Annotated in this window: 9 protein-coding genes, 1 tRNA gene and 1 other RNA gene; 4 read left to right on the top strand and 7 right to left on the bottom strand. The window is 63.3% G+C overall.

The features are described from left to right. Positions 1–119: 119 nt before the first annotated feature. The gene (locus ADIAG_RS16965; protein ID WP_007272660.1) at positions 120–1,409 is read right to left on the bottom strand and encodes an aspartate kinase; all 1,290 of its coding nucleotides are present in this window, start codon (positions 1,407–1,409) and stop codon (positions 120–122) included. Between the two features lie 323 nt (positions 1,410–1,732). On the opposite strand from ADIAG_RS16965, the gene ADIAG_RS16960 reads away from it, so the two are divergent. Together ADIAG_RS16960 and ADIAG_RS16955 are read left to right on the top strand one after the other, a co-directional pair. Then, positions 1,733–2,707: an ABC transporter ATP-binding protein gene (locus tag ADIAG_RS16960; protein WP_007272659.1), complete on the top strand. Its 975-nt coding sequence runs from the start codon at positions 1,733–1,735 to the stop codon at positions 2,705–2,707. Continuing rightward, positions 2,704–3,807: an ABC transporter permease gene (locus tag ADIAG_RS16955; RefSeq protein ID WP_007272658.1), complete on the top strand. Its 1,104-nt coding sequence runs from the start codon at positions 2,704–2,706 to the stop codon at positions 3,805–3,807. Before ADIAG_RS16960 ends, ADIAG_RS16955 begins: the two co-directional genes overlap by 4 nt. A gap of 32 nt (positions 3,808–3,839) precedes the next feature. On the opposite strand, the gene recR is transcribed toward ADIAG_RS16955, so the two are convergent. The 5 genes from recR to ADIAG_RS20510 form a co-directional block, all read right to left on the bottom strand. Then, complete coding sequence (gene recR / locus ADIAG_RS16950) at positions 3,840–4,502, bottom strand: recombination mediator RecR (RefSeq protein ID WP_007272657.1); 663 nt, start codon at positions 4,500–4,502, stop codon at positions 3,840–3,842. A 95-nt stretch (positions 4,503–4,597) separates the two neighbouring features. Beyond that, positions 4,598–8,101: a DNA polymerase III subunit gamma and tau gene (locus ADIAG_RS16945; protein WP_007272656.1), complete on the bottom strand. Its 3,504-nt coding sequence runs from the start codon at positions 8,099–8,101 to the stop codon at positions 4,598–4,600. Then, complete coding sequence (gluQRS, locus tag ADIAG_RS16940; protein ID WP_007272655.1) at positions 8,098–9,018, bottom strand: tRNA glutamyl-Q(34) synthetase GluQRS; 921 nt, start codon at positions 9,016–9,018, stop codon at positions 8,098–8,100. The genes ADIAG_RS16945 and gluQRS overlap by 4 nt, the downstream gene beginning before the upstream one ends. Before the next feature lie 65 nt (positions 9,019–9,083). After that, positions 9,084–9,180: signal recognition particle sRNA small type (ffs, locus tag ADIAG_RS21055), an RNA gene on the bottom strand. Positions 9,181–9,247: 67 nt separating this feature from the next. Next, positions 9,248–10,801 carry an HNH endonuclease signature motif containing protein gene (locus tag ADIAG_RS20510; RefSeq protein ID WP_007272654.1) on the bottom strand — a complete coding sequence of 518 codons (1,554 nt, stop codon included), beginning with the start codon at positions 10,799–10,801 and terminating at the stop codon, positions 9,248–9,250. 194 nt (positions 10,802–10,995) lie between these two features. Between ADIAG_RS20510 and ADIAG_RS16930 the strand changes: the two genes are divergently transcribed. Together ADIAG_RS16930 and ADIAG_RS16925 are read left to right on the top strand one after the other, a co-directional pair. After that, positions 10,996–11,080, top strand: a tRNA-Ser gene (locus ADIAG_RS16930). A 147-nt stretch (positions 11,081–11,227) separates the two neighbouring features. Next, positions 11,228–12,022, top strand: a complete 795-nt coding sequence (locus ADIAG_RS16925) for a response regulator transcription factor (protein ID WP_007272653.1) — start codon at positions 11,228–11,230, stop codon at positions 12,020–12,022. Here the strand turns inward: ADIAG_RS16925 and ADIAG_RS20505 are convergent. Then, a complete protein-coding gene (locus ADIAG_RS20505) occupies positions 12,012–12,416 on the bottom strand; it encodes an Hpt domain-containing protein (RefSeq protein WP_051059992.1) in 405 nt (134 codons plus the stop codon). The genes ADIAG_RS16925 and ADIAG_RS20505 overlap by 11 nt on opposite strands. Positions 12,417–12,696: the final 280 nt, after the last annotated feature.

The following is a 12,696-nucleotide window of genomic DNA, read 5'->3' as shown; positions in this document are numbered from 1 at the left end:
CACCATCAACCCATCCCGCATGCCTTACGCGCAGCAAAAAGGGCCCGCGGCACCGGGAGACAATCGTTCTTGTCTGCCTTCGGTACCGCGAACCCCGAGGTTGTTGAAAATGCGCTGGTTTAGCGCCCGGTGCCGCCGTAAACAGTGGCCTCGTCATCGGTGTCTAAATCGAATGCGGCATGGATGGCACGAACCGCATCGTCGAGCTTGTCGGCATCTGTGACGATGGAGATGCGGATTTCCGAGGTGGAAATCATGTTCACGTTCACGCCTGCTTGGTGCAGCGCCTCGAAGAAGGTGAAGGATACGCCCGGGTTGGACCGCATGCCCGCACCAATAAGCGAAAGCTTGCCGACGTTTTCGTTGTAGGAGATCTCTTGGAAGCCGATTTCCTCCTGGGAGGATCGCAGCGCTTCCTTGACAGCCTCGCCATCGACCATTGGCAGCGTGAACGAAATGTCAGTGCGGCCGGTATCGGACCTGGAGACGTTCTGCACGATCATGTCGATGTTGGCGTGGGCGCCGGCAATGACGCGGAAGATGTGGGCCGCCTTGCCAGGGATGTCGGGCACGCCGACAACCGTGACTTTGGCTTCGGAGCGATCGTGGGCGACGCCGGAGATGATGGGCTGTTCCAAGGGTTCTCCCTCTTGAATTTTGATCTGGTCATCGGGGCTGGGTAGGACCCATGTCCCCTCATTGGTGCTGAACGAGGACCGTACGTGAAGCGGAACCCCGAAGCGACGCGCGTACTCAACGCAGCGTAGGTGAAGAATCTTGGCGCCGGAGGCTGCCATTTCAAGCATTTCCTCACTGGAAATGGTGTCGATCTTCCGAGCGGTCGGAACCACGCGGGGGTCGGCGGTGTAAATGCCATCGACATCGGTGTAGATCTCGCAGACATCGGCGCCCAATGCGGCAGCCATGGCGACCGCGGTGGTGTCGGAACCGCCACGGCCCATGGTGGTGATGTCTCTGGATTCCTTGCTCATGCCTTGGAAACCGGCAACGATTGCAACGAAACCGCGGTCGATGGCCCGGCGGACGCGCTTCGGGGAAACTTCGATGACCCGCGCCTTGCCGTGAATGGCGTCTGTCATCATGCCGGCCTGTGAGCCGGTGAAGGATGCGGCCTTGGCTCCCAGTCCATCGATGGCCATGGCCAGCAGGGCCATGGAGATTCGTTCGCCGGCAGACAGCAGCATGTCCATCTCGCGAGCGGGGGCTTTTTTGGTGGTCAGTTGACCGGCGAGGTCGAGCAATTCATCGGTGGTGTCGCCCATAGCGGAAACCACTACGACAACATCGTGGCCGGCGGACTTGGTGTCAATAATCCGACGGGCAACACGTTTGATGCCTTCGGCATCTGAAACGGAAGATCCGCCAAATTTCTGGACAATCAGGCTCATGCGTCAGCACACTCCATGGGGTGGGACTAGAGGGACTTCTAACGGTGCGTTTTTTACAAACACCTGCCTATGTTAGCCAATGTGACGCACCGAACCCCCATCGCGTGACCGTTACAGGTCATAAAGCCGGGTGAAGCTGGTCTGATTGCTCGATCAAATGTCGACCAGATCGCCTTCGACGACATGGCATAAAAGAACGTTTGCTCGGTTACTTCTATTTGGTAACGAGTTGGATAAACACGTGACTTGCTAGGTCAAAGTGCGTAGCTTTGAAATATTGGTCTCGGGGGAGCCACGGAACACATCACAGGATAGGGGCTCCCATGAAAACCACGGGAATGAGCCGCGAGATCGAGCAACACCGATTTTTCGACCAGGGGATTACCGCCACTGGTCTGGCTCGGTCTTTTGGATCGGTTAAAGCGGTCGAGAACATCGATTTTCATGCGGAACCGGGGCGAGTCACCGCACTGATCGGCCCCAACGGATCGGGGAAGACCACGCTGTTGTTAATGCTGGCGTCCCTGTTGCGCCCCGACGCCGGAACGATTCGAGTCAACGGCCTCGATCCGCTTGCCGAGCCTCGAGCGGTGCGCTCCATGCTGGGGTGGATGCCCGACACCCTGGGTTTCTGGGAAGCCTTGACCAGCCGTGAAATTCTGACCACCGTCGCGGCCCTTTACGGAATCGACAAAGCACGGGCCAAGGTTCGGGCCAACGAACTGTTGGACGTGGTGGGCCTCGGAGAACTGGCCGATACCCCGGCCAGGGTTCTTTCACGTGGGCAGGCCCAACGACTCTCGATGGCCCGGGCCTTGATCAACGACCCCGCGGTGCTACTCCTTGATGAACCTGCCAGCGGATTGGACCCAGGCGCCCGCGTTCAATTGCGCACCATGGTGCGGGGCCTTGCCGACAGCGGCAAGACCGTCGTGATCAGCTCCCATGTGTTGGTGGAGCTCGACGAAATGGCTGACGCGGCGGTATTCCTTTCCAAAGGGAAAACGGTCCGCAGCCAGTCATTGGCCGAAGCCGGAGCACAGGATCGCCGCTACACCATCGCCTCCCTGGACTTGGCCGCATTGCGCGCCGGATTGGAATCCAACAACCTCCAAGCCAGCTACCTGGGGAATCTGGAAAACCGCGGAGGAAGCGCCAAGCTCAAGCTTCCCGGTGAAAACCGGGCAGCCCAACTGCTGGGCGCCCTGGTTGGTGCCGGCATCCCGATCACTGCATTTGCCCCGTCGTCGGGTCTCCTCGAGGAGACCTACTTGAGTCTTGAGGATGAAATGCCATGAGCATCTCCACGCCCCCGCGGACGGCGGTCCCTGCATCGAAGCTGGGATATCTTTCGGGCATCGGCACGGTGTTCGGCTTGGAAATCCGTCAGCGCGTACGCAACCGCGGCTGGTACATCATGCTGGGCATCTGGTTCGTGGTGGTCGCTGCGGTCGTGGGCCTTGCAGCACTGAGCGTTGGCTTGGAAGAAGTGGGCCCCGGGCAGATGATGTTCGAGCTCGTCATCGCTTTCGTGTTGTTTTTCGGCATGCTCATTGCCCCTGCGCTGAGCGCCAACTCGATCACCGGGGATCGCGCCAACGGAACACTGGCAATACTGCAGAACACGCTTTTAACCCCCGGACAATTGCTGTGGGGCAAATGGCTGGCGTCGTGGGCGGCGTCGCTGGGCTTCTTGGTGGTCACGATCCCGTTGATCGGATGGGCCATGACCTACGGGGACGTGTATCTGCCGGCGGCCCCGGTGCTTGTGGGCATGCTGGCGGTGGAGCTCGGCATCGTCTGCGCGTTGGGGGTCGGAATCTCGGCCCTGGCAAACCGCACCCTCTTTGCCGTGATGGTGACCTACCTGCTGGTGGCCCTGCTCGGGTTGGGGACGCTGATCGCCTATGGGCTGAGCATGCAGCTGGTCAAGGTCGAGGTGCAAGTTTCGGAGCAAGTCTGGCCCGAGGAATACCAGTCCGGCGAATTCTACGGAACGTGGGACGAAGAGAACTACACCTGCGGAACTCGGCTGTACCCAGAGCAGAGCTTCGCCACCGAACGCATCACGTGGTTGCTGGCCGCGAACCCCTTTGTTGTGGTTGCCGACGCAGTTCCCCAGGCTCCCGCCCCGGCCGATGAGCAGATGTTCAACGCCGCAGGGCCCATGGGCGCCATCAGCGAGGGAGTGCGTTATTCGCAGGCCGGACCCAAATCGCAAATCCCCTGTTTGAACGGCGTCAAGAGCGTCGACCCGCCTCAGGCGCAGAACCCCGGTCCGCTATGGCCCCTGGGCCTAGGCATCCAGCTGTTGCTAGCCGCCGGAATCCTCGTGGCGGGGCGCAACAAGCTCAAGACCCCGGCGGGAAAGCTCGCTTCCGGAACACGGATCGCCTAGCCCGGCGCCCGAAACACCCGGGCGCCCGGGGATCAGGAAGAGGAAGTCGGTTCCGTGGCCGGCAACGGGGTTCTGACCAGGGGTGCGGCAGGTGCCGACGGTGCGGTGTTGCGCCGGCCCTCGATGGCGCGGGCCAGGGTCACCTCGTCGGCATACTCCAGGTCTCCGCCCACCGGCAGCCCGGAGGCCAAACGGCTGATCTTGATGCCCAGCGGACGCAGCGTGCGCACCAGGTAGGTCGCGGTGGCCTCGCCCTCCAAGTTGGGGTCGGTGGCCAGGATGATTTCGGTGATGCGCTCATCGCCCAGCCGGGCAATGAGCTCACGCACGTGCAGCTGTTCGGGACCGATGCCGTTGATCGGGTTGATGGCCCCGCCCAGCACGTGGTACCTGCCAGAGAATGCCCGTGAGCGCTCGATGGCCACCACGTCCTTGGACTCCTCCACGACGCAGATGATCTCGTCGCTGCGGCGTTCGTCGCGGCAAAGCGTGCACGTCTCGGACTCGGAGACATTGAAGCAGATGGTGCAGTACTTCACCCGTTCCTTCACCACGGAGATGGCTTGGGCCAGCCGCACCATGTCCTGCGGATCGGCCTCGAGGATGTGGAAGGCAATGCGCTGCGCCGACTTGGGACCGATGCCCGGAAGCCTGCCCAACTCGTCAATCAGTTCTTGTACTGCGCCTTCGTACACTTGGTTTCACACTGCCTAATCTGCTGTTCGCTGCATCTGGGGTTTGCGTGCACCAGAGACTACATGCCGCCCCCGACGCTTGCGCGCGGGGTTTCTCACCGGGGCCGGTTGGGCCTTTCGATCACGTTGCCCTGCGCATCGCGTTCCTCGATGATGCGACCGTTGAGGATGCGTTCGATGGCCGGGACCCCGATCAGCGAGGAATCCTCGATCTCGATGTCGTCGTCGCTGGGGACGAATTCCGTCTCATCCGATTCTACCGGGGTTGGCCGTGCACCCGCTGGTGGTGGACCGGGATCGCCGGCCGGCCGTGGACGGGCAAAATCCGGTGCGTCGTCGGGGTTACCCCAGGCGCCGGCCGCCGGGTCGGTGGTGATCGGGGCGTGCACGGGCGCCGGAGTGGAATCGGTGATGCCTGCGGCACGGTTCATTAGCCGCTGGTAGCGGCTGAGCTTTGCGCCATTGGCCGGTGCAGACGCACCGGTGGTTGGAGCGGCTGTTGGCTCGGGGGCGGGAACCGGCATGCCCCAGGTCGCTGCGGAGGCACCCGGCGGCGGTGCCACGGGACGGCCGGCGTCGCCCAGCGACGGGGCAGGAGCTACGTAGCCCTCGGGTCTCGCCGGGGCCGGGACCGCTGGACGCGATGCTCCGGCAGGAGCATACCTGGAGTCATCGACCCTCGCTTCGGGGGCAGGCGTGCCCGGATCTGATTCCCAGTCGGGCACCGGAACGGAAGCTGCGTCCCAGTCGCCGCCGCCGTCGTCCCACGGTTCGGAATCCCATGTCGGTTCCGGTCCGAAACCTGGATCCTCATCAGATGCTGTCCAGGCGGAAGGCGCGGATGGTGCAGAGGACGCGGATGGTTCGGGTGCCGGATCTGGCTGCGGCTGGCTAACGACCGGCTGCGCGACAGGCTGCGGTGCGGCAGGGGCCATCGAAGGCACGGGTGCCGTCGGCTTTTCAGCTTCCGCGGGGTGCCGCGGTGACGGAGAGGAAGGGCGGGGCTCTGCGGCGTCCCGGTCCTGTTGGCTGGCAGCGGGCGCACCGGAGTTGGCTGCGGCAGTGCGCTGGAATGATGCGGATTCAGCTGGACCGTTGGTCACCGCCGGCTCGGGCCGGCGATCAACTTTTGGGCCGGCACCACCCGCAGGTGCGGAGCCTCCCTCTGCGATGACCAACTCAATGTTCACGCCGAGCACCTTCTGGATGCATTGGCCCAGGATCGCCACGTTGTCGTGCCGCCCGGTGAATGCCGTCATGGCCCCGGAGTGTGCGAAGCTCACGGTCAGCGTGCGACCGTCGAATCCGGTGATGGAGGCGTTTGGGGCCACCATCGCCCAGACGAACTTCTTGTTATTCTTCAGTTCTTCCAGGATGTCAGGCCAGGCACGACGGAACATTTCCACCGATCCGGTGCCGCCGGAAGCGGCTCCGGATCCTTGGCTCTGCTGCTGCGCGGCAGGAGGTTGTTGCTGCTGCCCCTGTTGCTGCTGAGGTGGCATCTGCCCCTGGCCTGCTGCGGGGTTCTGTGGCTGCTGGTTTTGTTGGGGTGGCATCTGGCGCTGCTGCTGCTGTCCCTGTTGCTGCTGAGGAGGCATCTGCCCCTGGCCTGCTGCGGGGTTCCGTGGCTGCTGGTTTTGTTGGGGTGGAATCTGGCGTTGCTGCTGTTGCCCCTGCTGCTGGGCGGCCCGTTGTTCGGCAGCTGCCTTTTCCTGGGCAGCACGTTCTGCGGCGGCGCGCTGCTCGGCCGCCGCTTTTTCCTGCGCGGCCTGCTCGGCGGCTGCACGTTCGGCAGCGACGCGTTCGCGCTCAGCCTGCTCGGCCTTGGCTTTCTTGGTGAAGTCCGCCATCGCCTGGTTTTGCTGGATGGGTGCGGGCTCCGGGGCCGGCGCCACGGGCTCCCCGGCGGGGACGTCCTCGGCAGCCCGGTCGGGAAGAATGCTGAACGGCGGCACATTGGCCGGCGGGTGCACCGTGGAGCCATGCGCGGCTGAGACCGGTTCGGTAACCGGGTTGATCGGGCCCTCGGGAACGGGGCCCCACGTGCCGCCCCAATCGGCGGGGTTCGCGGTGGGTTCCTCGGGTTGATCTGGCTGCGCGGGGGCAGGCGCCGCGAACTGCGGCTCCGGAGCCTGAGAAGTTGTCGGCCGAACAGGCTCGACGGACACCGGTGCGGACTCGGCCTCCGGTGCCGGAGCAGGTTCCTCGGAAACAGGTGCTTCCGGGACTGGCTCGACGGGGGCGCTAGCCTCCGGAGCAACCGTTGCGGCAGGAGCCTCAGAGTTGCCCGCTTCCTTTTGCGCGCGGGCTGCACGCAGCGCCTCACGTACAGCTGCGGCACCCTGGCCCGAGGACTCGCCCTCGTAGCCGCCGGATCCGCTTGAGGAACCGATGCCCCCGGTGTCGCTGGACGGTGCTGGGGGAAGCTCGTCGCCCGCGAAGGCCAGCCGTCGCTCCACCCGGTCCATGCGTGCGTTGAAACCGCGCTCGGTGGCATCGGAGGCAGGCAGCAGCAATCGGGCGCAAAGCAGCTCGAGGTGCAGGCGCGGGGACGTCGCACCGGTCATCTCGGTCAGCCCCGCATTGGTTACATCCGCCCAACGGCTGAGCTCGGACTGGCCGAGTCCGGCGGCCTGAGCCTGCATCCGGTGCAGCTGGTCCTCGGGCAACCCACGAATGATCTGGGCGGCGTTTTCGGGAACTGCACGCACGATGATGAGGTCACGGAAGCGTTCGAGCAGATCTTCGACGAACCGTCGCGGGTCGTGCCCGGTCTGCACCACGCGGTCCACGGCGCCAAAGACGGTTTTTGCGTCGCCGGCACCCAGCGCATCGACCACGTCGTCAAGCAATGAAGCATGGGTGTAGCCGAGCAGCGATACCGCCAGCTCGTAGTCCAGGCCATGGGGCCCGGCACCGGCAATCAGCTGGTCAAGGACGGAGAGCGAGTCGCGCACCGAACCGCCGCCGGCCCGGATGACCAGAGAGAGCACCCCTGGTGCCACCTCGACGCCCTCGGCGGTGCACAGGTACTCGAGGTACTTGATCAGAGGCTCGGGCGGCACCAGCCGGAACGGGTAGTGGTGCGTGCGCGAGCGGATGGTGCCAATGACCTTGTCAGGTTCGGTTGTGGCAAAGATGAACTTGATGTGCTCTGGCGGTTCTTCGACGATCTTCAGCAGCGCGTTGAAGCCCGCCGAGGTGACCATGTGGGCCTCGTCGATGATGAAAATCTTGTACTTGTCGCGGACCGGGGCGAAGGTGGCACGTTCGCGCAGGTCGCGGGCGTCGTCGACGCCGCCGTGGGAGGCCGCGTCAATCTCGATCACGTCGAGGGAGCCCGGGCCGCCGCTGGCCAATTCGACACAGCTGGGGCAGGTGCCGCACGGGGTTGGCGTCGGGCCCTGGGCACAATTCAGGCAGCGGGCAAGGATGCGGGCGGACGTGGTCTTGCCACAACCGCGCGGACCCGAGAAGAGATAGGCATGGTTGACCCGGTTCTTTTCAAGGGCCGTCATCAGCGGCGTGGTGACATGTTCCTGCCCGATCACGTCCGCAAAAGTGTCTGGACGGTAGCGACGGTAAAGAGCTGTACTCACGAGGGCCACCCTATCGGTTTTCCGGTGCCAAGCGCATTCGGATCGGTTGTGAACACCCACGGATGCGTGGGCAGGAGCGTCGGATCAAAGGCGTCGAGCGCCGCGTCCAGCGAGGAGGTCGGCAGTCCCAACGAGGCAAGGATCATGGTGCGGGCCGCCTCGGGCGAGGTGCCATGCTGTGCCAGCTGGCCTAGGGTTACCGAGCCGTCGCGTTTTGCCAGGCGCCTGCCCTCCCCGTTTAGCGCCAACTGGACGTGGGCATAGGTCGGAACTCGGTAGCCCAGCAGCTGCGCGAGGTAGGCCTGCCGGGGTGCCGAAGTGAGCAGATCGTCCCCGCGAACCACTTGGTCGATGCCCTGGATTCCGTCATCGACGACCACCGCCAGATTGTATGCAGGGACCGAGTCGTTGCGCAGCACCACAAAGTCGTCGACGATGCCCGTGAATCGGCCGTGGAGTACATCGGTGATGGCGAATTCGTGAGTATCACTGCGCAACCGCAGTGCCGCGGGACGCACCGCCCGTTTTGCTTCCCGCTCCGAAGCGCTCAGATCACGGCAGGTTCCCGGGTAGGTTCCCGGTGCGGCATGGGGAGCGCTGGAGGCCTCGGTGATATCGCGCCGGGTGCAGAAGCACTCGAAGAGCAGATCGCGTGAGCGCAGTTCTTCGATCGCCGCGGTGTACAACTCGGTGCGCTCGGTCTGCCGGACGGTGGGGCCGTCCCACTCCAGTCCGATGGCTCGAAGATCGGCCAGCTGAAGTTCTTCGGCGCCCGCGCGGGCCCGGTCTAGGTCTTCGATTCGCAGGAGAAAACGACGGTTCGTGGAGCGGGCGAAGAGCCAGGCGAGGATCGCGGTGCGTAGGTTGCCCAGGTGGAGCTCGCCAGAAGGGCTAGGGGCGAATCGTCCGGCACCCATGGATCCACTCCCTCTCGACACCCGGCGTCGAGGCGGTGGGAACCGGCGCTCGGAAGCGGGGAAATAGTAAAGGCCCCTCATGCACCTGCCAGAGCCCATCTACCCTTGCTACCTTCCGGTCCTGGGGGAGTTCAACAGGATGACACCACATGAGGGGCCGTCAAATAGTCTACCCGAAACAGGGCCCCGGCCCGAAATCCATGGGAGGTTGGGCCGCACGCCCCCAGGGTCACCGATTCTCGGGGCCGGCGTCCGGGATACGCGGAACTTGATCGGAGTCGTCCCAGCCCAGCAACCGTTTGGCGGGTGCATCGATGGTCGTTCCCGGAAGCATCAGCTGCAGCGCAGGCATCTTGGGCCCCAGAGGGCGGGGATAGAGCAGCCCATCGGGCAATTCCACTGTGGTGGTGCCGTGCGGGGTGCGCCATTGCAACGACCCGTTGCCCAGGTGCACCGCCTGCCAGCCGAGGACATGCTTGTAGATTTGGTGTCGCTTACACAGCAATTGGGCATTGGCCACCGAGGTTCCTCCTCCAGCGGCCCAGTCCTCGATGTGGTCGAACTCGGAAAACTCTGGGGCACGCCGACACCCCGGGAAGCGGCAGTGTTCGTCGCGCACTCGCAGGAAATCACGCAGCGCCTTCGATGGTTTGTAGCGTTTGCGACCCAAATCCAGGACCGAACCGGTCCACGGGTCGGTGAGGATGGCTCGCATTGACGGTGCGTCCGCGGCCAGTCGCACCGCGATCCCCAGAGGGATCGGCCCGTACCCTTCCAGATTCGCTGTCCCGCGTTCCGGGTTGGCCAATAATTCCAAGGCCGGGATCGTTAACCCCACAAAGGGAGGGGGCTTCTTAGGCCCGGCGCCGGGCCAGCCATCGATCAGCGAATCCCGGAACACATCGGCCCGCAGATGCCCCAACGAACGCATCTCCTCGCCGGCGAGTAGGAGGTTCGAATGCGCTGACACGGTGTTGTAGATTGCCAGCACGTCCTCGGCAGGGAGATAAGCCTGCAGCACCGCCATTCCGTCTTCTTCGGGCCACCACATCAACGACCGTCCCGCTTCCGCCCGTGAACGGCGGTCGGCCGCTGGTTCCGGATGCATCCGTTCCCGCGCGCGCTTGATGCGCAGGGCCATGGCGGCATCCGAGGCGTTTGCTGCGGTGGGCAGCAGGATCGCCTCGATCTGTTTGGCCGTGGCGAGCGGAATGTCTCGGGTCTGCTTGACCAAGGCCGCCGCAGTGCGTGCGGTGATGGTGCCGTTGTGCAGGGCGGAAAGTGAATCCTCGTGGATGTTGCGTAGGCCTTCGGCGGTGGCCAACCGGTTGAATGTGGAGCGTTCCGAGGTTCGAGTCGCCAGGGAGGCTTCGGCCACGAACGAGGAGCGGTTCAGATCGGCATCCATGCGGGTGAGCGGATAACCGTGTTCCTCGAGCTCGCGTTTGTAATCAAAGAGTGTGGGATTCTCCTCCGACAGTGGGGTGGGCATACCGCGCTGCACCATTTCGCAGGTATCGGCCAACAGTGTGGATTCCAATCCGTCGATCATGGCCCTGATGTGGCCGAGCTGGCGCAACTGCTCCAGCCCTTGCCCGGGGGTGCGCGGGCAGGGGCTGGATGTGAGCTTCGCTACCGCCTGGGCCAAGGGCGAGTGTTGAAGATGTCCTTCGACCACGAGGCTCCAGGCGCCGTCCAGACCGGCATAGTAGCGTGACCCGGCGGCGGGTATGCCGGGGACTTCTGGTCCTTGAATGCTCTGGTGAGCCGCAAACTTTCCCATGTTCTAGTTCAACCCGGAGCTCGAGGGCCGGTGGCCCTTCGGCATCCGGCCGTGGATTGCTGGGTTCTTGGTCGCGGGTGTGCGGGATAGTGGACGAAAGCTGCCTCAGTGCGGTCCGGGAACCGAGGACCAAGGATCGATTAGTTGTCACCGAAAATGTCCGCTATGCTGGAACCTGCTCTTTGGAGCAAGCTGGAGGATTCGCCTAGCGGCCTATGGCGCACGCCTGGAACGCGTGTTGGGTTCACGCCCTCGGGGGTTCAAATCCCCCATCCTCCGCGGATACGAAATCGGTCTTGACCTGAGAAATCAGGTCAGGGCCTTTTTCGTTTAGGCTCCACCACCAAGCCCTAGTCGTTAGACTAACGACTAGGGCTTGGCTCGAGACCGCTGATGCCCAGCATACGTAGTTGAAGGGCGGACTTGGTGATCGAACGACGCATTGCCGTGGTCGTGGAAGACGACGCGGACATCCGGGGACTGCTGGAGGTGGTCCTGCAGCAATCGGGATTCGACGTCCTATCCACCGATTCCGGAGTAGCAGGCGTGAAAATGGCGGAAAAACATCGACCGGACCTAGTCACGTTGGACATCGGACTCCCCGACATTGACGGGTTTGAAACCGCCCGACGGATCCGCCGCGTTTCCGATGCCCACATTCTGATGCTCACCGCACGCTCCGACGAGATCGACACCGTCCTTGGCCTCGAGTCGGGCGCCGACGAGTACGTCACCAAGCCATTCCGGCCACGGGAGCTGCGCGCCCGGGTGGATGCAATCATGCGTCGTCGCGCTTCCACTGAAGGAGTCCAGCGCGGAGACTCTCCTACCGAAGGGCAGCCGGCGGTGCAGGCAGTTGATGACTCGGTCACCGAAGTCGCCTTCGATACAGCCCATTTGCGCGCGCTCAATGGGTTGGTGGTCGATGTGGCAATGTATTCGGTCCACGTCGATGGGCAGCCCACGATCGTTACGCCCACGGAATTCACTTTGCTTGAAGCACTGGTCGGCGCCCGCGGCCATATCCGTACCAAGACCGATCTCGTCAGGCGATTGCGTGACGAAGAACTTGACGCGGGGACCTACGTCTCTGCCGCGGATGAACGTTCGGTGGAGGTCCATGTGGGGAACCTGAGGCGCAAGCTGGGCGATTCGGTCCAAAAGCCGCGCTGGATCGAAACAGTACGCGGGGTTGGATACCGGACGGTGGCTAAGCGCTGACGGATTCGCGGTAGGTACGCAGCGCCCGTTCAGTGAATCCGGGTGTCTCCAACACTCTCAGCACCATCTTTCCGGAATATTCGATGCTGCGGACCAGCTCGGTCCGTGCCCCCACGGTGCCCTCCCGGAATGCCTGTTGGAGTTGCAATGCGAGGCCAGCCAACTCGTAGGCCCCGGCCATGGTGGCCGAGGAGCGTAGGGACAGTGCTGCGTCTTCCCCCATATCTCGATCGTTGGAAGACAACGCATCTCGCAAGCGCGCCACGCGCGAGGGCCACAGCGACTTGAACATTAAGATGTATTCGTCGACGGAATCCGGGCCAAGTTCCTCGCACAGTTTTCCCAGTGTCCGCATACACATCTCGGCGCCGGGGTCTGGTTGCAGGGACTTCATGGACCAATCATCAACCGTCAACCTCACGAACTGCCCCCAAATTAGCGAAAGTTAAGCTCAAGGTAGACGCCCGGAATCTTGAGCTTAACTTGAGCCAATTTTGTCCACGATTGGACGAAAACTTGATGTTGGTAGGGAATAGTGTTTTTTATCGGAAGGCGCGGCTCACTCGTGAGGACCGATGTAAGGGGAACGTGATGAGTCCCTGATACAAAATCGAGGTTCGTCACTCACGTCTTGGGGGCTTGAGTGCAGAGCAGTGAACCTGGGCATTGCGTGG

The sequence above is a fragment of the Paeniglutamicibacter gangotriensis Lz1y genome, assembly GCF_000348945.1.
GTDB lineage: Bacteria > Actinomycetota > Actinomycetes > Actinomycetales > Micrococcaceae > Paeniglutamicibacter > Paeniglutamicibacter gangotriensis.
Note: the sequence above shows the minus strand (reverse complement) of the source record. Positions and strands in the feature narration are given on the sequence as shown.

Bases quoted from the DNA above. Each gene is read 5' to 3' on its own strand.
- ADIAG_RS16960 (WP_007272659.1), top strand. From the start codon at position 1,733: ATGAAAACCACGGGAATGAGCCGCGAGATCGAGCAACACCGATTTTTC.
- ADIAG_RS20510 (WP_007272654.1), bottom strand. From the start codon at position 10,801: ATGGGAAAGTTTGCGGCTCACCAGAGCATTCAAGGACCAGAAGTCCCC.
- gluQRS (WP_007272655.1), bottom strand. From the start codon at position 9,018: ATGGGTGCCGGACGATTCGCCCCTAGCCCTTCTGGCGAGCTCCACCTG.
- ADIAG_RS16965 (WP_007272660.1), bottom strand. From the start codon at position 1,409: ATGAGCCTGATTGTCCAGAAATTTGGCGGATCTTCCGTTTCAGATGCC.
- ADIAG_RS16955 (WP_007272658.1), top strand. From the start codon at position 2,704: ATGAGCATCTCCACGCCCCCGCGGACGGCGGTCCCTGCATCGAAGCTG.
- ADIAG_RS20505 (WP_051059992.1), bottom strand. From the start codon at position 12,416: ATGAAGTCCCTGCAACCAGACCCCGGCGCCGAGATGTGTATGCGGACA.